The sequence below is a fragment of the Tengunoibacter tsumagoiensis genome (assembly GCF_003967535.1).
Taxonomy (GTDB): domain Bacteria; phylum Chloroflexota; class Ktedonobacteria; order Ktedonobacterales; family Ktedonobacteraceae; genus Tengunoibacter; species Tengunoibacter tsumagoiensis.
Genome location: NZ_BIFR01000001.1, coordinates 2,729,005 through 2,749,426 on the forward strand (window position 1 = coordinate 2,729,005; position 20,422 = coordinate 2,749,426).

At 52.1% G+C, this 20,422-nt stretch carries 14 protein-coding genes and 1 tRNA gene; 9 read left to right on the top strand and 6 right to left on the bottom strand.

The window, feature by feature from the left end; all coding sequences use genetic code 11:
- Positions 1 to 136: 136 nt before the first annotated feature.
- The 3 genes from EL628_RS10700 (at position 137) to EL628_RS10710 (ending at position 3,621) form a co-directional block, all read left to right on the top strand.
- Positions 137 to 1,603 carry a glycogen synthase gene (locus tag EL628_RS10700; protein ID WP_126579939.1) on the top strand — a complete coding sequence of 489 codons (1,467 nt, stop codon included), beginning with the start codon at positions 137 to 139 and terminating at the stop codon, positions 1,601 to 1,603.
- Positions 1,604 to 1,785: 182 nt separating this feature from the next.
- Positions 1,786 to 2,973 carry a nickel pincer cofactor biosynthesis protein LarC2 gene (larC2, locus tag EL628_RS10705; protein WP_126579940.1) on the top strand — a complete coding sequence of 396 codons (1,188 nt, stop codon included), beginning with the start codon at positions 1,786 to 1,788 and terminating at the stop codon, positions 2,971 to 2,973.
- A 96-nt stretch (positions 2,974 to 3,069) separates the two neighbouring features.
- Positions 3,070 to 3,621, top strand: a complete 552-nt coding sequence (locus EL628_RS10710) for a DnaJ family domain-containing protein (protein ID WP_161975406.1) — start codon at positions 3,070 to 3,072, stop codon at positions 3,619 to 3,621.
- Here the strand turns inward: EL628_RS10710 and EL628_RS10715 are convergent.
- From EL628_RS10715 to fxsT, 3 genes are all read right to left on the bottom strand, one after another.
- Positions 3,612 to 4,589 (bottom strand): phosphotransferase enzyme family protein, encoded by a 978-nt coding sequence (locus EL628_RS10715; protein WP_161975407.1) that lies wholly within the window; start codon positions 4,587 to 4,589, stop codon positions 3,612 to 3,614. The genes EL628_RS10710 and EL628_RS10715 overlap by 10 nt on opposite strands.
- Before the next feature lie 202 nt (positions 4,590 to 4,791).
- Positions 4,792 to 6,246, bottom strand: a complete 1,455-nt coding sequence (locus EL628_RS10720; RefSeq protein ID WP_126579943.1) for a hypothetical protein — start codon at positions 6,244 to 6,246, stop codon at positions 4,792 to 4,794.
- 67 nt (positions 6,247 to 6,313) lie between these two features.
- Positions 6,314 to 8,860, bottom strand: coding sequence for an FxSxx-COOH system tetratricopeptide repeat protein (fxsT, locus tag EL628_RS10725; RefSeq protein ID WP_126579944.1), 2,547 nt, complete (start codon positions 8,858 to 8,860; stop codon positions 6,314 to 6,316).
- Between the two features lie 500 nt (positions 8,861 to 9,360).
- On the opposite strand from fxsT, the gene ilvD reads away from it, so the two are divergent.
- A complete protein-coding gene (gene ilvD / locus EL628_RS10730) occupies positions 9,361 to 11,097 on the top strand; it encodes a dihydroxy-acid dehydratase (RefSeq protein WP_126579945.1) in 1,737 nt (578 codons plus the stop codon).
- An 86-nt stretch (positions 11,098 to 11,183) separates the two neighbouring features.
- A complete protein-coding gene (locus EL628_RS10735; RefSeq protein WP_126579946.1) occupies positions 11,184 to 11,987 on the top strand; it encodes an SDR family oxidoreductase in 804 nt (267 codons plus the stop codon).
- Between the two features lie 48 nt (positions 11,988 to 12,035).
- Here the strand turns inward: EL628_RS10735 and EL628_RS10740 are convergent, their stop codons facing one another.
- The gene (locus EL628_RS10740) at positions 12,036 to 12,623 is read right to left on the bottom strand and encodes a dihydrofolate reductase family protein (protein ID WP_126579947.1); all 588 of its coding nucleotides are present in this window, start codon (positions 12,621 to 12,623) and stop codon (positions 12,036 to 12,038) included.
- A 222-nt stretch (positions 12,624 to 12,845) separates the two neighbouring features.
- Between EL628_RS10740 and EL628_RS10745 the strand changes: the two genes are divergently transcribed.
- On the top strand, positions 12,846 to 13,298 hold the full coding sequence (locus EL628_RS10745; protein WP_126579948.1) for a hypothetical protein: 453 nt from the start codon (positions 12,846 to 12,848) through the stop codon (positions 13,296 to 13,298).
- Between the two features lie 123 nt (positions 13,299 to 13,421).
- On the opposite strand, the gene EL628_RS10750 is transcribed toward EL628_RS10745, so the two are convergent.
- Positions 13,422 to 13,493, bottom strand: a tRNA-Thr gene (locus EL628_RS10750).
- Between the two features lie 340 nt (positions 13,494 to 13,833).
- Between EL628_RS10750 and EL628_RS10755 the strand changes: the two genes are divergently transcribed.
- The 3 genes from EL628_RS10755 (at position 13,834) to EL628_RS10765 (ending at position 19,814) form a co-directional block, all read left to right on the top strand.
- A complete protein-coding gene (locus EL628_RS10755) occupies positions 13,834 to 14,445 on the top strand; it encodes an XTP/dITP diphosphatase (protein ID WP_126579949.1) in 612 nt (203 codons plus the stop codon).
- Positions 14,446 to 14,500: 55 nt separating this feature from the next.
- Positions 14,501 to 17,539: an exonuclease domain-containing protein gene (locus tag EL628_RS10760; protein WP_126579950.1), complete on the top strand. Its 3,039-nt coding sequence runs from the start codon at positions 14,501 to 14,503 to the stop codon at positions 17,537 to 17,539.
- A 127-nt stretch (positions 17,540 to 17,666) separates the two neighbouring features.
- Positions 17,667 to 19,814 carry a molybdopterin-containing oxidoreductase family protein gene (locus EL628_RS10765; RefSeq protein ID WP_126579951.1) on the top strand — a complete coding sequence of 716 codons (2,148 nt, stop codon included), beginning with the start codon at positions 17,667 to 17,669 and terminating at the stop codon, positions 19,812 to 19,814.
- A 105-nt stretch (positions 19,815 to 19,919) separates the two neighbouring features.
- On the opposite strand, the gene EL628_RS10770 is transcribed toward EL628_RS10765, so the two are convergent.
- A complete protein-coding gene (locus EL628_RS10770; protein ID WP_126579952.1) occupies positions 19,920 to 20,375 on the bottom strand; it encodes a hypothetical protein in 456 nt (151 codons plus the stop codon).
- Between the last annotated feature and the right edge of the window lie 47 nt (positions 20,376 to 20,422).

Consider the following 20,422-nt stretch of genomic DNA (forward strand, 5'->3'; position numbering starts at 1 on the left):
CAGAGAAAAAGAGGATGGAAGGATCAGCAAAAAGTTGAATTTGCTGTATGCAAGTGATACTGGCGCGTTTTTCCTTCCCCCCTCTGCTTTCTAAATGGTATAATGAAGGACAAATTGTACGTGGGAGGGAACTTGTATGCAGTCCGAACAACCTCTCAAGGTTTTGATCCTTGCAGCTGAAATTGTCCCATTTGCGAAAGTTGGGGGGTTGGCTGATGTTGTTGGAGCGCTCCCGAAAGAGCTTCACGCTCTGGGACACGATGTACGCTTGATAATGCCACGCTATCGGCAGGTAGATGCCGAGCGCTTTGAATTAAAGACAATTTTGGAGAATGTTCCTGTCCAGATGGGCAGTTTTCAAGTACCTGTGAGCGTCTCGCAAGGGGAGATTGGCGACCATATACCTGTGTATATGATTGATGCTCCTCGCTACTTTGATCGTGAGAATATTTATGGGTACACCGATGATGGTGAGCGGTTTGTCCTCTTCTGTCGTGCGGCTCTGGATGTGATGCGTGTCTTACAGTGGGCTCCTGATGTGGTCCATTGTAATGATTGGCATACTGGGATCGTCCCTAATTGGATGAATACCGTCTATCGCGATGATCCCTTCTATGCGAATACTGCTGCCGTCTACACGATCCATAATCTGGCTTATCAGGGTATTTTTGGCTATCGGTTACTGGAGGTGGCTGGTGTGGCTGCAGGCGGTTTTCTCTATCCTCAAATCGCCGAGCTGGCCAATGTCGTTGATATTATGGCCCGCGGCATTTTATTTGCTGATGCGATCACAACCGTCAGTGAACGTTATGCACAGGAGATTCTTACTCCAACCTTTGGTGAGCGCCTCGATCATCTCTTACGTTCGCGTCGTGATCGGCTGTTTGGTATTTTAAATGGTGTTGATTATCAGGAGATCAACCCGGCCTCCGATCCCTATGTGCACACGCCTTTTGATCTTACGACGTTGGAGAAGCGGAAAGAGAATAAGCAGGCCTTGCAAGAGCAAGCTCACCTTCCTGTCAAGGATGAGGTCCCTGTTCTGGCCATGATCTCACGTCTGGCAGATCAAAAAGGCTTTGATCTACTGGTAAAGATTATTCAACCACTCCTGGCACAGGGCATTCAATTTGTTCTGTTGGGAGTTGGTGATCAGCACTATCATGAGACGTTCCAGGGGCTGGCTGCCCGTTATCCTGAACAGGTGGCGGTCTTTTTGACCTTCAATAAGGAGATGGCACAGCACATTTACGCAGGCAGCGATATGTTTTTGATGCCGTCCCGCTTTGAACCTTGTGGTACGAGTCAGATGAACGCTATGCATTATGGAAGTGTTCCAATTGTGCGTCGAGTTGGAGGCCTGGCCGATACCGTGCAGGAATACAATCCGATGACTGGCGAGGGAAATGGGTTTGTCTTTAATAATTATGACGAATGGGAATTTTTTGCAGCAATCATTCGAGCCATTACTGTGTTCCGTTTCAAAGACGTCTGGCGCACGTTGCAGCAGCATGGTATGAATGCAGATCATTCGTGGCATGCATCTGCGGTGAGATATGTTGAGGTGTATCGCAACGCCATTGAGTATCATAAGGGGAGCTAAGCAATCAGGCAAGATGATGCTAGCGGGAGTGGAAATTTCCTGTGAGTGATGTTCTTTCTTTCTGGCCAGAGTAGACCTTCATGAGAAACGGATTCACTACTCGGCATGCAAACTTCATTTTCAGAAGAGACCCGACGATGTATCCACGAAGCTGGTTTTCTTGCCTGATGTTCTAAAAAAAGATGCAGAGAGTACAGCGAGAGGCTTATCTTGATTGTCAGGCTGGGGTGAGCGGCCAGAGCTTGTTAGCTGCTCTCCTGGATGCAGGCTGTCCTGTGGAGAGCATTCGATCTGCGCTCTCCCAGATGCAACTGGAGCTCAAAACAGTAACGGCCTCGCCTGATCATCGTTATGGCAGCGCTGGAACCAGACTGCATCTGCTTGTAGCAGGTCAATCCCGTTCAATCTCTGAGCTTGCTGCACTGCTTGCAGCCTCTCATCTCCCATCTGCTGTTCAGCTAGCTGCCAATACGACGTTCCAACATTTGCTTGTCGCCAAACAACAGCAAGGTTCCAGTGAGTTGCTCTTCTCGCCTCTCATGATTGCAGAGGTAGTGGGAGTGGTCACTGGCCTGCACGAGCTGGGGATCAGTCGCTGCTCCGTTTCTTCTCTTCCTCTGACCACTGGACTGCGTCAGACGCCGATAGGGCTTATTCTGGCTACGCAGGCATGGACGTTAGAGATTGCCCGGCAGGCCGGGCTTCCCTGGCGGCCAACGGAGAGCGAGGGCGAACTTGTGACTCCCATCGGAGCTGCTCTTCTGGCTACCGTCGCCCAGTTTCAATCTCCTGCTCCCACTTTTCTGTTTGAGCGTATTGGATCAGGCTTTGCAGAGGAGGCGAGCGGCTATGTGCGGCTCTGCCTGGGTGAGCAGATTGAACATGGTGGTTCTGACAGTGGTTCTGAAGATACGGATTGGATCACCCTTCTCGAGACACATATTGATAATATGAGTGGAGAGCTGCTTGGTGGGTTAATGGAGCGCCTGTTGGGACAGGGAGCTTTAGATGTCAGTTATACTCCCATTCAGATGAAGAAGAATCGCCCTGCAACCAGACTTACCGTCATCTGTGCCCTTCCCGATGGCGAGCGGCTGGCGTCGCTCCTGCTGCGCGAGACGACCACATTGGGCGTGCGCCTCCAATCAATGCAACGCCTGAAAGCGCAAAGACAGCAAGAACAGATTGAGACACCTCTTGGTCCAATGCTGATTAAAGTAAAGCTGCTTGGTCAAACAATGGTTAGTGCATCTCCCGAATACGAGGAGTGTCAGCGGCTGGCCCTGGCACATCATCTGCCCCTGCTCGATGTGTATGAAATTGCACGTCAGGCTATTGCCTCAACATTTATCGAACGAAAGAGACGCTAGACTTGCCTGTCATACCCTCTTTTTTGCTATAATCAAAAGGAAAGAAGTAGGAATAGCAGCAAGGAGCTGTATGCTCCTGGTAAAGGAAGAATGCCGATGGATTTTGTTGATTGGCGTCAGAAGCGGCAACAGGCAGAACAGAATGCTGAGCCCATTCCTAGAACCGTCCCCAGGCGTGGCCAGCTCGTTGATTATATCGAAGAGATGATTCGTGAAGCTCAGGCACGAGGTGAGTTTACTAACCTGCCTGGTGAAGGAAAGCCATTAGAGCTTGATGCTCACCCGGAAGCTGGCGAGAACGAGATGGCCTATCGCTTCCTCAAAAGGAATGGGTATGCACCGCCAGAGCTTGAGCTGTGTAAAGAGATCAAGCGGGATCGTGAGCGAGCCGAAAAGAAGATCGCACGTCTCCTGCATCAGAGCCGTACTCTGCATAATCGACGCCTCACTCCTCTGGGCCATGAGCGGCGCAACTTTAACGGAGCTGTCGAGCGAGCAGCTGCTGAATATCAAAAAGATCTCCATGAGATTAATCGCAAGATTCTCACAGCCAATCTCACACTCCCGACGGTGATGCATCAACCCATGCTTGATATTGAAGCTCTGGTGCAGAAGTTCCGCGAAGCATGTCCACTCTTTCAGCCCTGATGCTGGCTCTCACTGAAGAGAAAGGATTGTCCTTCCAGAAAGCGCCGACATTCTTTAGCGGTAAAGCGCGGGATTCGTTCTTGTAGCCATTTATGTTGTGTGGGGTTAAAGAGAGCATAGACATAGGCGCACATCCGGCTTAAGAGTGCGAGCGGTTCCAACAGCTTCAGCTCTGTTGTCGAGAGCGGCTGCTGCTGCTGGTAGACCTGGATAAGCTCCTGGCGTCGGGCTGTCGGGACACTGAGAAGGGCAATACCTAGATCAAAGAGAGGCAGTCCAAAGCCACAGAGCGAGAAATCAATCGGGTAAACGTTTGCTCCTGAGGCCAGAAGATTGCCACGATGCAGATCGGTATGGACCAGGATCAGTGGCTCCTGATGTTGGGCGATAAGCGTAAGGATCTTATCGCTTACCAGGGCGAGCACTTCAAGCTCCTTCGGTTGCAAGACGCCTTTCCCTAGCTCGCCCTGGAGGAGCCCGAGATGCTGCTGAAAGAAAGCAAGATCATAGGTTGGGCGAGCGAAACCTTCCGGAGGTCGCCACGAACGGGCATGCAGGTGCATCGTAGCAATGATTCTCCCCAGATAAGCAACCTGATCAGACGTTGGCTGTTTTGGGAAGGGATCAGCCTCAATCCAGCGTAGAAGGGAGCAGGGCACCTCGCCCTGCGGTGTTGTGATCGTAGCCACCAGCGCCCCATTTGTCGTGTACATGGGCTGTTGCAATGAGAGAGATGTGTCCCGGATCAGAGCTTCGAGCCAGAGCAGTTCAGAGAGAATGCCCGCTGGCTGGAGTCGATCGCCAGCAAAGCCAGCGGTTAAAGGGAGATGGATGCGTAGAAGATAAGAGTTTGCCTGTTGATCATACATACGAAAAGTCATATTCTCATTATGTCCAAGGAAAACAATTTCCTGTGCAATAAATGGATAAGCAAGAAAGGCTGATTGGGCGAGCTTTTCTGGAGACATGATGATAAAGCTATCCTTTCCAGTGAGGGATCGCATAAGAAGTATTTTTTATAGTAAGATTGTAATCTCGTTACTGCTTAGAGTATATCTGGTAGGAAGGGCAATTGTCATGAAAGAGCTGGCAATCTTTTATGTTGTAAGCGAGCATGCCAATAGAAGGTATCAGCATAATTTGAAAGAGAGAAAGATGTTGAGGCAAGAGTCAAACGACAAGAACAGGATAGCCCAACGCGGCAAGCCAATCAGGCTGATCTTCGGTCGATCCTGTTCGTTGTAAAGGGGAGAGCCCCTCATGAAGTCCACGAGGTGCAATCCGATGATTCTGCCAAACAGCCAGCAGTGCAAGCATTCCTGCAGAAAGCGTGCGATGAACGGCCAAATGAGGCCGCACAATGCTGTGCCAATTTTCAACCGCACTGCTGGCTCGAACCGCTCGATCCCAAGCCGTAAAGAGAAGGGAAGCTTGCGCTTGCCACAGCGATGGAAGATCACGCAAGAGATCCTGGCTGCTTGGGCCAAGCACGCTTCGCCGCTGCCATGCCCATGCCAGCAACGCGACGGCTTGAGAGCCCAACCGCGAAAGCGCCTGCTCCTGGCTGCCATCGAGCAGTCGGGCAAACAACAAGGCATGAGGCAAGGCCAAACGCAGTTGCTTACTCAGCATCGCAAGGTGCTGCTGCAAGCCCGGTTGCGCCAGCATCGCCACCTCGTCGAGCAGGGCAACGATGGTTTGCAGTTCCTGTTCTCGAAACGAACTGCTCATGATAGCCCCATCATGCAACACGACCACATCCAACAACGCATGCAACTGTTCACACAGATAGCGCACCGCATCGGCAACCGATTGCATTTGAGCCAGGACGATGTGCTGTTGGTGCAGCGTTCTGCCCGATGGTCTTCCTTGAACGTGTTTTCCCGCCGCGACGCGTTCGGCTTGCCGTTGCAGCGCTGGCAGGCGGTCTTGTTCGGCTTTCACAGCTCGCTCAAGACGCCCTTGAACTTGTGCCGCGACGTGAAAGAGATGCCACACATCTCTTTGATGGGTCTGGTCGAGTTCCAGATGGCTCAATGCGTCAGCAATGGCCCGGCCTCCGTCGCTGACGGTGTGAACGGGCTCAATGCCTTGTTCGCTCAACGACCACAACACCAGCGTCCAGCTTTCGCCATCGACCGCCACGGGAGGGATGCTCGCCCACACTTGTCCGCTGTGAACATCAATGACATTGAGATAGGCTTTGCCGCGCTGGCTACTGTATTGCTCATCGAGAGCCAAGGTTCGTGGTGCTTGTGCACGTTGTCGGTTCATCCACGCTTGCGCACGTTGCCCCGCATCTTGGATGATCGTGCAAATGCTTCCTATGCTGATGCGTATGCCATGCAACCGTTTGAGCGTCGATTGGATGCCTCGATACCTGGCGTGGTTTTCGATCAACAAGGTCAGAACCAGTGTGGCAAGCGACGTTTTTTGCTTCAGTGGGACCAGCGGTGCACCCATCGCTTCATGCAGCGCTTTGCGCCCGCTTGCCGCCCACCGATACAAGGTCTGACGGGACACCTGATACGTTCGGCTCAACTGACTCACCAATCCATGACGTGGCTGGGCCAACATCTGAGAAATGATATCAACGCGCTGCTCAATCGTGCTACAATGATTCATGTTTCCTCCCTGAGAACGGTGTTGTTTTTTTTGTCAAAATCACCTTATCTCTCAGGGATTCTTTTTGTCAATCGTCGCGCTCATGTGTCACATGGTTCTCACTCCATTTGAACCATGCCTTAGTATAAATGAATGCCAATCTTTCAAGAGTAGCAGCCACAGTCAAATGCTCCCTCCCCAGACTCTGTTCATAGATATGTAATGCTCGCAGGAGGAGCCGTTCTGCTTGTTCATACCTGCCCTGCTCAGTGTAGAGGTTGGCCAATCCGTTGAGTGGAAAGACAAGCCTTGGATGTTCGAGTCCCAGGCTCTGTTCCCAGATGCTCAGAGCTTGCAGGAAGAGGGACTCTGCTTGCTCATACTTGCCTTGCTTCGCATAGAGATCTGCCAGATTATGTAGAGAATAGGCGACCTGAGGATGCTCGGGTCCAAAATTCTGTTCCCAGATGTATAGCGCTTGCAGGAAGAGAGGCTCTGCTTGCACATACTTGCCCTGATCTTTAGAGAGAGTTGCCAGGTTATGTAGGGCAGAGGCGACCTGAGGATGCTCGGGTCCAAAATTCTGTTCCCAGATGCGTAGCGCTCGTAGAAAGAGCGGTTCTGCTTGCACATACTTGCCCTGACCAGCGTATATGTTTGCTAATCCATTGACTAAATTGGCTACATTTAAATGTTCGGTCCCTAGATGCTGTTCCCTGATGCGTAACGCACGGAGGGCGATAGGCTCTGCCTGGGCATACTTGCCCTGATCTTTGTAGAGGTCCGCCAGATTATGCAGTGGAGAAGCGACATTCGGATGATCGGGCCCCAGAATCTGCTCCCAGAGGCTTAGTGCCTGCAGGAAGAGTGGCTCTGCATCTTTATAGCGACCCAGATCTTGAAGATAAGCTGCTGAGACTATGAGTAAACATCCTACTTCCCAGTGTATGAGATGATATCGTTGAATGAGCTGTGCAGCTGCCAGAGCCTGTAATAATAGCCGCCCACATTGGGGCCAGGTGGCCGGTTCAGGGAAAGGAAAGGCGGCATTAATCGCCAGGACGGCTCGCTCAGCCCATAACTTTTGTTCTGCTTCATCTTGCTCATCACATAGAACTGCCTGTACAAGCCGATGAACCGAAAGTATCTTCTCTCGTGGATCGCGCTGGATCAGAGAATAGGTGCGTAATGCTTCTATTGCTTGGTGGCGTTGGAAGACATCAGTCCCTATAGAGGCAAGCACTGGCCCAAGCACAGAGGGATTTGCAGTTAAAATCTCTTCGGCTATTGCATCAGGAGCAAGATAGGCACACAATCGTAAGAGATCAGCTGCTGCTGGATTTTTCTGTTGGATCCGTTTGAATGAAAGTGACCAGGTTGTCGCTACAGCTTCAGGATGATCATTGACAAGAGGTTCATGCCTGGCCAATAAAAATTTTCGATGGGTTTGATAGAGCTCATGATACTCCTGGACACTCATTCCAGTTGCAATAATATAGGCTCCCGCCTGTTCCAGGGCCAGTGGTAACCCTCCAAGCTCTTGAGAGATCAGGATTGCCATGATGCGGTCTTCCTCCAAAGCCTGATCAAGGGCCGCCTTTGGAAGCAGAAGACCAGCACGCTGTAATAGAAAGAGGGCACCCTGCTCAGCAGAAAAGGCGTGCACTTCTACAGTGAGTGCAAGCCGTTGCATCCCCGGGGCTCTGGTTGTCAGTAAGATGTGACCTCCAGGAGAGGGAGGTAGGAATGGAGAGAGGAGATCCGGTTCATCTGCATTATCGAGAATGAGCAGCCACTTCTGATGGGTCTGTAACCAGACTTTAACATCAGAAAGAATAAAATCCTGCTCCTTCTTATCGCGTTGGGGTAGCTTAAGCAGAGTGGCAATGGAGAGAAAAGAAGAGATAAGTGTCTCCAGGCTCTCAGCGTGTGCCCACAGGACTACGTCGTAGTCCTGTGCATAGCGATAAGCATATTCAGTAGCAATGTGGGTTTTACCAATGCCACCTAATCCGCTGATGGCACGAGGGGATTGGGACAGTGCTAGAGGCTGACCGTTATGTAATTGAGTATGCAGTTGTTTAAGAATGTCATCGCGTCCAATAAAGAAAGGATTGCGGGGATAAGGAACATTCCAGATAGCTGTGCGAAGTGCCTGGGAGGTCTTTGTAGAGAACATTGAGAGGTCTTCAATAGACAGACGAAGGCCTGTCATTACATTGAGAAATGCCTCGTCCTGGTTGCTCCAGATGGAGATAGCTCTGGCATTGGTGGGCAAAGGGGAAAGATGGGCAAAGGGAGTTGATTGCCAATCGGAAGGGCGAACAATCAAAGGGATGACTCTGGCTTCACCGGCTTCATGCCGCTGTAGGGCTCGCTGCATCTCAAAGGTATATGTATCTTCTGATGCAAGGAAGTCAGGACTGATTAGCAGCAGGATCAGGGAAGCCTGATCTAGATAGTGAGCAATGGTCTCATTGCGTTTCTTTCCTGCAACGATCTCCCCCTTATCGTGGATTGAGATGAGCCCTTGTCGCTTCATCACGCTGAGATACATATCCAGTTTCCTTGCCCACTTTGTATCCTGGCGGGCATAGGAAAGGAAGACACTGATCTGACCTCCAGGCATATGCATAAACAATGCTTCGACCTCCACAATAGCATGTCTAATAGTCCCAATGTGCGAGAGCGATAACAAAAAGAATCTGAAGAATACAAAGGTGCCCTCTTTCTATAAACGTGTTAAAGCGACCAAATTAACGCACTATATACAGTAATTATCAAAATTTAGCCTTTCTGCAAAACACCAAAGATTGATCAATGGCCATAAAGCTGCCATTCAGAAAAGAAACTATTACAATAGAGACGGAGTGCATATGATACAGAATCTTGTTCTTGCTACAGAAGGCTACCGCATCTCATTTGAACTGAAGCCAATTGAACAGCGTCCGGATGTATTCGAGACGACCATCACTTTTTTTCTCGATCCGCGCCTGGACATGCGAGTTTGCCCCACTTTCATGGACAGAAGAAATACGGGTATACTACCCATATACTATCCATGAAAGGGCATGCGATGGAAAAACGGAACAAACTTTTGTTGCCGCATTCTCACTATCGCAAAGGAGGGCGAGAGTGCCGATAGATCCACGAAAACTGCGCAGCCAGCGACTGCGTGCGGTCAATTATCAGGGCGATGCGTTGCGTCTGGGAATGAACTGGACGCAAGAAGACCTTGCCAAGCCGCAGGTGCTCGTCGATAGTGCCTATGGCATGGGACACCCGGGTACATTTCACTTTCGGCCACTGATCGAAGAGGTGAGCAACGGCGTGTTCGAGGCGGGAGGCAAACCGGGCGTCTTCACCGTCAGCGACATCTGCGACGGCGTCGCTCAGGCGCATGAGGGGATGAGCTACTCTCTCGTCTCGCGCGATATCATGGCCGCCATGATCGAGATACACGCTCTTGGTCACCCTCATGACGGTATGGTTCTGATCTCAGGCAACGATAAATCAGTGCCAGCGCACCTGCTGGCTATCGCCCGCTGTAACCTCCCGGCCATTCATGTACCTGGAGGGACGCAACTCAACGCGCCCGACTCCGTGACCTCGGACCGACTGTGGCCGATGGGGATGGCCCTTGAGCGGGGCGAGCTCCCCCGGGAGGACTTCGAGCAGGCCGAGCAGATGGCCTGTCCGACCTGTGGAGCCTGCCAGTTCATGGGCAGTGCCAGCACCGGCCAGGTGATCTCGGAGGCGCTCGGCCTGGCACTGCCCGGCTCCGCCATTGTCCCTGCACCGCTGTCGCAGTTGCTGCGCTACGCACGCGCTGCAGGCAAGCAGATCCTCACCCTGATCGAGCGGGAAATCACTCCCCGGCACATCCTGACGCGCGAGGCCTTCGAAAATGCCATCGTCATTCACGCGGCTGTTGGCGGCTCCACCAACATGTTGTTGCACCTACCGCTGATCGCGCGCGAGGCCGGGGTTGAGATCACGATTGACGACTTTGACCGGATTCATCGGCAGGTGCCCGTACTGGCGAATGTTAAGACGACAGGCCGCTACCCGGTCGAGTATTTCTGGTATGCAGGAGGGGTGCCCGCCATCATGCTTGAGCTGCGCGACCTGCTCCACCTGGACTGCCTCACTGTTACCGGCAAAACCCTGGGTGAGAATCTGGAAGAGATCGAGCATAGCCGATTCTTCGCCGAACGGATCGGTTACCTCAATAATGTTAAGGTGACGCGGCGCGAGATTCTGCGTCCGCGCTCGGACCCCTTTGGATCCGATGGCGGCGTCGCAGTGTTGCGCGGCAATCTGGCTCCCGGAGGGGCGGTGATCAAGGCCTTTTCGGTCCCCAAAGAGATGCATCGCCACGTGGGACCGGCGCGGGTCTTCGATACAGAAGAAGCGGCTCTGGATGCACTGAGGGAGCGTAAGGTGACGTCCGGAGACGTCGTAGTCATCCGTTATGAGGGGCCACGAGCCAACGGCATGCCCGAGATGTATTTTGCATCAACGATTCTCGCGGCGGATCCCGCGCTTAACACCTCTACGGCTCTGGTTACCGACGGGCGCTTCTCTGGAGCGATGAAGGGGCCATGCATTGGGCATGTCACGCCCGAGGCGCTCGATGGTGGGCCTATCGCCCTGGTTGAGGAGAACGATCTGATTGAGATCGATGTGCCTGAGCGCAGGGTCGCCATTGTTGGCGTACAGGGCCAGCGCCTCTCAGAGAACCAGATGGAAGGTGTACTGTCTGAGCGTCGTGCGCGCTGGGTGCCACCGCCTCCACGCCACACGAGTGGTATCCTCTCCCTCTATGCCCGGGTCGCACGCGGTTCGTCAGAGGGCGCGTCTATGATCTAGGGCCGAGACAAGCCGTAGCGCCAGAGAGCAGCAGAAAAACTTCAATCATATAAAAAGAAGCCTCATCGAAAGGGGAAGACAGAGGAATGCGCAAGTTAGAAAATCAGGTGGCAGTTATTACCGGGTCGGGCAGCGGAATCGGGCAGGCGACGGCACTGGCATTTGCCAGGGAAGGTGCCAGCGTAGTGGTTGCTGACACTAACCTGCAAGCGGCGCAAGAAACGGTAAGTCTCATTCACACGCAGGAACAGCAGGGCACAGAACCTTTGGAAGGAGCGAGAGCCGCCGCCTTTCACGCCAACGTGACTGCCGCTACTGATGCCTCAGCTCTGATTGCTTTTACAATCCAAACCTTTGGGAGGATAGATATTCTGGTCAATAATGCTGGCATCGGGGTGACGGGTACCGTCCTGACTACCAGCGAAGAAGACTGGGACCGTATCTTCGCCGTGAATGTGAAAGGGATTTTTCAGTGCTCCCGTGCGGCCATTCCGCAGATGATCGAGCAGGGGGCAGGTGTGATAATCAATGTCTCAAGCATTGTTGCGCTCGTGGCGGTCGTAGACCGGGCAGCCTATGGAGCTTCGAAAGGAGCGGTTCTGGCCTTGACGAAGGCGATGGCTGCCGATCATGTGAAGGATAATATCCGGGTGAACTGTGTCTGCCCGGGGACGATAGATACTCCCTGGGTGGGACAGATGGTGCAGAGCTACGCTGACCCTGAGGATGCCCGTCGCAAGATGGTGGCGCGACAGCCAGTAGGACGCCTGGGGACAGCGGAGGAAGTTGCCGCCGCTATCCTGTATCTGGTCTCGCCTGAAGCCGCATTCGCCACTGGTTCGGCCCTGGTCATTGACGGAGGCTTTACCGCGTTTAAGTTGCCGGTCTGAACCGATAAGAACGGCAAAGACGTTCGTCGATGCATCGTCTGCCTTCTGCTACTTTGCCGAGCGATCTGGCTCGTAGCGCAGGGTCACGACTCCACTTTGGAGGGTCTTTGAGGCCAGCAGTTTGAGCGGGAATGAACGGGTGACGCCGTCAAAGAGGGCTTTGCCCTCGCCAAGAACCGTTGGATTGATATTGATGCGATATTCGTCAATGAGATCCAGTTCCATAAACGTGCGCGCCAGCATGGTACTGCCGAGGAACCAGATATCTTTGCCCGGCTGCTGTTTGATAGCATTTATTTCTTCGGCGATATGATCTTTGATCAGCACGGTATTCTGTGCCTCGTGCCATGCAACGCGCTCTAATGTGCGTGAGACCACAATCTTGGTGGCTGCGTCCAGAAAGCGCGCGTGTTCAAGTTCGGCTGGAGTGCTCTCGGGATTGCCCGGCACCGAGAGCCAGTAGCTGGCCATGCCTTCGTACGTTCTGCGCCCCCAGATCACGGCGTCTGTGTACTCATGCAAGGAATGGGCATCCTGCTCCAATTCACGATCATACGCAATCCAACCCAGCTCGTCGTTGGGACCAGAAGTAAAGCCATTGAGCGAAAGATGGATCAGAAAAATGATTTTTCTCATAGTACGCTCCTTTTATTATTTAACTCTTGTTTGTAGCCGCTTTCTCTTCTCATAAAGAGTCAGCAACAGGAGTATACTCTCACGAAGGGGGCAGTGTCTTGAAGAAAATGGCCATCCAGGAAGGATACATCAACAAGCTCCCGCCTGTTGATGTATCCTTTTTAGCCGAGTGTCAGTCCATGTTGATTTTGATTTTCATCTATATTACTCTCATTTATAAATATGATACAGACTCTTGTTCTTGCTACAGAAGGCTACCGCATCTCATTTGAACTGAAGCCAATTGAACAGCGTCCGGATGCATTCGAGACGACCATCACTTTTTTTCGCAATCCGCGCCTGGACATGCTTACATTGACTTCCTCGCCAGTCACCCTCTCTCGTGAGACCTTACAACGGCTTGTGACCTACTTTGAACAACATATGATGAATATGCAGGACGAGTCGTTTGGTGATTCAATCGTGTTTGTCCCAATGAATCTTCAATTTCAAGTACAGGCACTTGCCGGAGATAGAAATGGACCTGATGATGGTGCATTTTCTTTACGTTTTATGCTCAATATGGAAAGACCAGATGAAGAGATAAGCTCTATCTATGTCGGGGCTGAAGCCATTATTACCTTTGAACAGACCAATCGCTTCCTCTCTGATGTGAAAAAACTATTGGGAAAATGATCTTCCCAGCAATGGGCACGTTGGGTTTGGAGGGGGGCATCAGGGTTATAGGATATAGCAAAAGAAGGAAGGCCCTCAAGCCGCTTCTAGACTGGCTTAAGGCTCTTACCTCTTTTGAATGAGAGCCGGTGATGGGAATCGAACCCGCGACCCACGCTTTACGAAAGCGTTGCTCTACCACTGAGCTACACCGGCTTGTTGTTTACAAGGATCATAGTATTGTTTTTATGTCCCTTTCGACAATGAGGATTATAAAGTATAACCCTGACCTTTGTCAAGCATTCCTGATGCCAAAGAAAAAAATCACTATTTTTGCTACCTTTGAACAGCATGCGAGCCTCAATGGCCCCTCTTTTCTGCTCATTGAGAGGGTTCTGTCATTGCTAGAGCCTCTTAAAGGAGGTTCAGCCATTCATGAAACATACTAAAATACAGCAGAAGCATGCAGGAGGCATGGCTTCTAATCTCGACAAGGTTCACTTTCTTATGATAAAATAAGTGGCAATGTTTCGGTTCACCTAGTTTGGAGTCTAGTATGCGCACCTTGCTGATTGCCACGACGAATCGCCATAAATTGGATGAGTTTCGTGTTATCTTTGCTGACCTTCCCTATCAATTAGTTTCCCTCACTGAAATCCAGCTAGACCTTGATGTCGAGGAGACGGGGAGTACGTTTCAAGAAAATTCACAGCTGAAAGCGCAAGCTTATGCTCAGGCTTCAGGCCTGCTCGCTCTTGCTGATGACTCTGGTTTAGAGATAGATGCCCTGGGTGGGGAGCCTGGGGTGTATTCGGCTCGTTTTGTGCGTCCCGATGCCACCTATGACGAGCGTTTTCGCGTGATCTATGAGCGGCTCCGTGGTGTCCCAGTTGAGAACAGGACGGCTCGATTTCACTGTGTGATTACGATAGCTGAACCAGACGGTCGTTGTCAGAGTGTTGATGGCAGGATTGAAGGGTTGATCGCCGATGCTCCTCGTGGTACGAATGGTTTTGGCTATGATCCCATTTTTCTCGTTCCTGAATTGGGACAGACGACTGCTGAGCTTTCACCAGAGCAGAAGAATCAGATTAGCCATCGAGGCCGGGCTGCCCAGAGTGCACGCATCCTGCTACAAGATTGGCCTCTCCCTTCATCCTCGGTCTAAACTCTGTGGGGGAGAGAAGTGATAACCAGGCGAGAGAATAAGGAAGAGAGAATTTATGGCGAAAAAATCAGCCATTCGTGTTGCCCTTGATCTAGAGACGACAGGGTTACATCCAGATGATGCTATTCTAGAAGTTGCTGCAATCAAATTTCGTGGTACTGAGGTCTTAGATACGTTTGAGTCGTTTGTGGCTCCTGGTCGTCCGATTCCCTATCGTGTTCAGCGGCTCACTGGAATTAAACCTGAACATCTGGTTGGTGCTCCGACTTTCTCCTCTTTATCTCGCTCACTCCAAAATTTTATTGGCGATTATCCGATTGTTGGGCATAGTATTCCTTTTGACGTAGGTTTTCTCCAGCGTCGTGGTCTGGCCCGTAGCAATCCTCTAATTGATACGTTTGAATTGGCAACGGTCCTGCTGCCCTCACTTGCGAGCTATAATCTTGGACAAGTAGCCACCTCTTTAGGTGTGCATGTGCCGGAAGATCGGCATCGTGCGATGGTCGATACTGTCCTGGCAATGGAGGTGTTTCAGGTTCTGTACGAACGGATCGAGTCCGTTGATCTGGCGATGCTCAACGATCTGGCGCACTTAGATGCTCCACGGACCTGGCCGTTGCTGCACTTTTTTCGCCAGGAACTGCGCGAACGACAGGATCGAGATGGTCTGCGGGGAGGATTGGGACGTGGAAGTCTGGGCGATCGTTTTGCGGCCCAGTTAGGCATGGACCCTCGCGTGCTCTCCTTTGCAGTTGCAAAGCGTTCAACGAATGAGCTAACTACCCCTACCGTTCATACCCTTTCTTCTCAGGAGCATTCAGCGGAAGATGAGCCGGTGGAGCTCTCACACTTCACTGGCTACCAATCGGCTCGTGCTGCAGTGCGGAAAGCGTTGGATCAGAAAACATCCCTGCTCCTGGAGGTCACCGTTGGAGGACAGAATTATACTCCAGTGCTGATGCCAGCTTTAGAGTGGCTTCTTGAAGCCCCCGAGACTGAGCCATCGCCCCGGCGTTTAGTGATTGCCTGCGCCAATCAGCAGAGCGCTCGACGATTGATGGAGACAGTTCTCCCACGTTTGCAAAAGCAATTACAGAGCCAGCTACCAGTGGCCTATCTGGCCGAGAGGGGTGGATATCTGTGCACGCATCGCTGGTTTGGAGCTGCTCTACGGCGCACCAGTGGCGAGCTGACAGCAGAGCAGGCTCGTGGCCTGGCAAAGCTGGGCTTATGGGCACAGCAGACGCTGTATGGTGAGCGTAATGAATTAACGCTCTTGCAACAAGAGATGGCAGCCTGGGATCGTGTCTCCTCTGGCGTAGAGCGCCTTCCTTCAACAGGAGCTGGTTCGATGTATGAACGGTGCACCTATCGTCGGAAAGGATACTGCTTTGTCAGCCTTGCCGAAGAACGGGTGAATGCTGCTCGCATCGTTATAACGACGCATGGAGCCCTCTTTGATGACCTCTCACAGCCTTCCTCGTTGCTTGCGCATATCCCCCATAGACTGTTTCTCGATGCTGACTTGCTTGAGGAGGATAACGCACGATGGAGTAGCGCTGAGGTTGATCAGCAGCAGCTGCTACGTATCCTGAATACGCTGGGAACCGAGCTGGCCAATGGCCGCTATCAAGGTTTATTGGCCCTGGCCGCTCCTGCCTTACGAGAGAATGGCCCGGGAGGGTGTTCCACTGCGCCAACCATCGCGAAGAGCGAATTAGATGCACGCCTTCTCAACTGGTTTCAGGCTTTGCGTCAGGCTCGTAGTGCCTGCGAAGGGCTCTTCCATAGTTTTTCACAGCTCGTTGAGGAATATGTACAACAAAGTGGGGGACGTGATAAAGGCCGCAAAGGTGGCCGTGGACAGGAACAGCGAGCCGATCAGCCCTTACGATTGACCGGACAGATGCGCCAGGTGCCAGCCTGGGGTGAGACAGAGCAGGCATGGAAGCAGGCAAATCAGCGACTCCAGACAGTGATCGATCTGGCTCATGAAGCAGAGAAAGTTATTTTGAGTGGACAGCGCAAACGTCGCCAGCCGCTTGATGGAGGAGAAGAGAGTTCGGTTGCCTCTGAGCTGATCGTTGTTGCCCATCAGCTTGAGGAACAGATGAACCTGCTCCAGCAAGCGATTACGCTCAACGAGAACGAGAGGGTCTATTGGTTAAGAATGCCTCCACAGCCCGCCTCACTTCAGCATCAGACGCCAGCACAGAGAAACAATGCAGCAGAGAATCTTCCCCCGACCCAACCCCCGGAAGTAACTCCCGTTCTGTATTCGCAGCTCGTTCAGATCTCAACAGTCTTAAAAGAGTTTGTCCTTAAAGAGCAGTGTAGCACCATCTTTGCAGGCACTGCGCTCTCTGTCGATAATACCTTCTCTTTTATGCGTGGCCGCCTCGGTCTTGAGCAAGATAGCAGTCTTACAGCGGCAATCGTTACAGAGCATCAAGAGCAGACGCTGTTATACCTTCCTAACGATCTTCCTGAGCCTAACGCTCCCCAATATCAACGCAATGTGGACGAAGCACTCATCCAGCTGGCAACATCACTGGATGGTCAGGTGGTTGCTCTGTTTACCTCGCATGCGGCCCTGCGTAGCTCTTATTCAGCGATTAAACCGCTTTTAGAGACGCGAGGTATTCTGGTATTAGGACAGGGGGTTGACGGGTCCCCACGCCAGCTCTGGCAGGTTTTTCAATCACAAGAGAAGGTTGTGCTGTTAGGAACCGGGAGCTTCTGGGACGGCGTTGATGAGGTCACGCGTCCACCTACCTGCCTGGTTGTTGCGCGCTTGCCCATGCCCGTTCTCAATGATCCGCCAGTTGCAGCACGTGCCGAGCAATATTCGGATCAGTTGCACAATCTCACTGTCCCAATGGCCTCTCTACGGATGAGGAGAACCCTGAATCGTCTGGTCTGGGGCGAGCAAAAACGGAATGTTGTGGTCGTCCTTGATCGTCGCCTGACCTCGAAAGAATATGGCTCGGTTATTTTACAGAGCCTGCCCACGATGACACAGAAGCAAGGGCCGGTCTCGCATATGGCTGAACAGAGTATGGACTGGCTCACCAGACAGAATGAGACCCTTTAGAGAAGATAGCCAGTCTCCTTTTTTCTGTAAATGAATGAATTCTCTCGATCATAAGATCGTATTTATCGATAGATAGTTTATTGGCATGGAAATCGTCTGCCAGGAAATGATAAAGAGAAGGTAGTATATGGCTCTTGATATTTCACCAGTAAAAGGGCGTTCATCGCTTCGTGTTGTCTATGGAGCTTGCCCGCATGATTGCCCAGATAATTGTGCGTTAGAGACGCATGTCGATGAGCAGGGGCGGGCTGTGAGCGTGCGTGGACGTGCAGATCATCCCGTCACGCGAGGTTGGCTCTGCGCCAAAGTCAATCGCTATCTCGAGCGGGTGTATGACCCGAATCGTCTGCTCTATCCGCTGCGCCGCGTTGGTGCTAAAGGAAGCGGCCAGTTTGAGCGCGTCTCCTGGGAGGAGGCAATTGCAGAGATTGTTGAGCGCTGGCAGAAGATCAGTGCGACCTATGGAGCAGAGACGATTCTGCCCTATAGCTATGCTGGTACGTTAGGATTGGTGCAGGGGGCCGTTACGGATGGGCGCTTCTGGAATCGCTTAGGGGCTAGCCAGCTTGAGCGAGCGATCTGCGGCCATGCTGCTGAAGATGCAGTTCTGCTCACTATTGGAGGCAGACTGGCGCCCGCACCTGATATGGTGCTAAAAAGTAAGCTCATCTTAATCTGGGGAAGTAACCCGGCCAGCACTTCGCCCCATTTAATGCCTTTCTTGCGGCAGGCGCAGAAGAATGGCGCGCGTGTGATTGTCATCGATCCGGTCCGTACGTTGACTGCTCGTTCGGCGAATCAGCATATTCAACCCTTTCCTGGAACCGATGCCGCGTTAGCTCTGGCGATGATGTATGTGATTGTCACCGAAGGCCTGCATCAGCCTGAGTGGCTGGCTGAACATACTGTTGGCTGGGAGCATCTGTTAGAGCGCATTATGCAGTATCCACCTGAACGAGCGGCTCAGATCACAGGTCTGGCCAGCGAAACGATTAGTGCGCTTGCGCGTGAGTATGCTACGACGGCTCCGGCACTGCTTCGCGTCACGGATGGAATCAATCGCCACACGAATGGGGGACAGACTGTGCGCACACTGGCCTGTTTGCCCGCTGTTGTGGGACAGTATGGTCAGCCTGGAGGAGGGCTGATGTATAGTACCAGCGATTGGTTGAAATGGGATAGTGCTTCTGTCAACCATGGGACTGATCCAGCCTGTCCGACGCCAACCCGTAGTCTGAATATGAACCGTCTAGGATCGCTCTTAACGGGTGAGGCCGATCCTCCAATCTATTCGCTGTATGTGTATAATGCGAACCCGGTAGCATCGGCTCCTAATGCTGGCAAGGTGGTTGAGGGCCTGTTGCGCGAAGATCTCTTTACGGTTGTTCACGATCTATTTGAGACGGACACGGCTCGTTATGCCGATCTGATTCTCCCCGCGACCAGCCAGCTTGAACATGTTGATCTGCATAAGCCGTATGGACATCTTTCCTTGCAATATAATATGCCTGCGATTGAGCCACAGGGAGAGTCTCGCAGTAATTGGGATGTCATGAGGGCTCTCGCGGCTGGGCTGGGCTTTCAAGAGGAATGGCTGCGAGCGGATGCCGATACTGTGATAAACGAAGTGCTCACAGCGTCAGCCAGGACTCAAACAACCTTGCAGGGCATGACATTAGAACGTCTACAACAAGAAGGCTCAATTCCTTTTGCCATTCCTGTTGAGGAGCAGGTTCCATTTGCCGACGGAAAGTTTCGGACTCCTTCGGGGAAGGTTGAGTTCTACTCAGAGCAGGCGCTCGCTAAAGGGTATGATCCCGTCCCCGGCTGGGTTGCAGAGGTTGAATATACGCCTTACAAGCCTGCATCTGAGCTACAGGCGAGCGATGAGCCCATGCCATTGATCTGCGCAGCTGCGCACCACTTTATCAGCTCGACCTTTGGGAATCAGCCGACATTGAAGACCAAAGAGGGGACACCAACGTTAAGTATTAATCCACATGATGCTCAGCTGCGTGGTATTCGCAGCGGTCAACTGGTGCGCGTAAGTAATGAACGCGGCTGGTGTCGTCTGATTGCCGACGTGACAGAAGATGTGCGACCGGGGGTGCTTTCAACCGCGACCGTCTGGTGGCCAAAGTTTAGTCCCGACCAGCGTAACATCAACTGGACCACCTCGGATCGATTGGCAGATTTTAATGGTGGGAGTACGTTCTATACGAATCTGGTCAAGGTAGAAGCGGAGACTGAGCAGGATCAAAAAGGCGGCGAATAGCACCATCTTTTAGCTGAAAACTGGTGGTGGCAAGCCTCTCCTGTCCAGGTGTCAGTCATTAAAGCAAGTCGTCTCTCTCGCAGCAGAGGGAGACGACTTATCCTCCTATGGGACCACTCTGGTCATAGTGGTTCTATACCCACCGCCTGGAAAGACCCAGGCACCGGTGCAGGAGTTGCCATCTTCGCTGAAGCTTCCCTTGAAGTAGGCAGGAGAACCTTTTTCCCCACCCCAGATGATGAGCGTATTGTGAACCAGTTCATAGACATAGTCGAGGGTATCGCCGGTCGAACTATAAAAACGTGATTTGATATCTGAATCTGGCTCTTCCCCAAAGGGCCGCAGATGCCCAATGACCTCCAGGCCCTTGATACGATTACCAGCATGTTCCATATCCACATGTTGCAGAAGGAAAAAGCCCCCTTCTAGCCACTCATAGATGATCCGCCCCGAAGTGTCACCGGAGAGTTCCCATGGCCCAACTAACTTCTCCAACTGTTTCAAATCAGAGCGAGGTGAAACTGTCTGGGAGGGAGATCCTGTGCTTATCTTCTCTGTCATGCTTCTTTCCCCGTCATGGGTGTTGCCTGCCATAAGGTGTTTCCTTT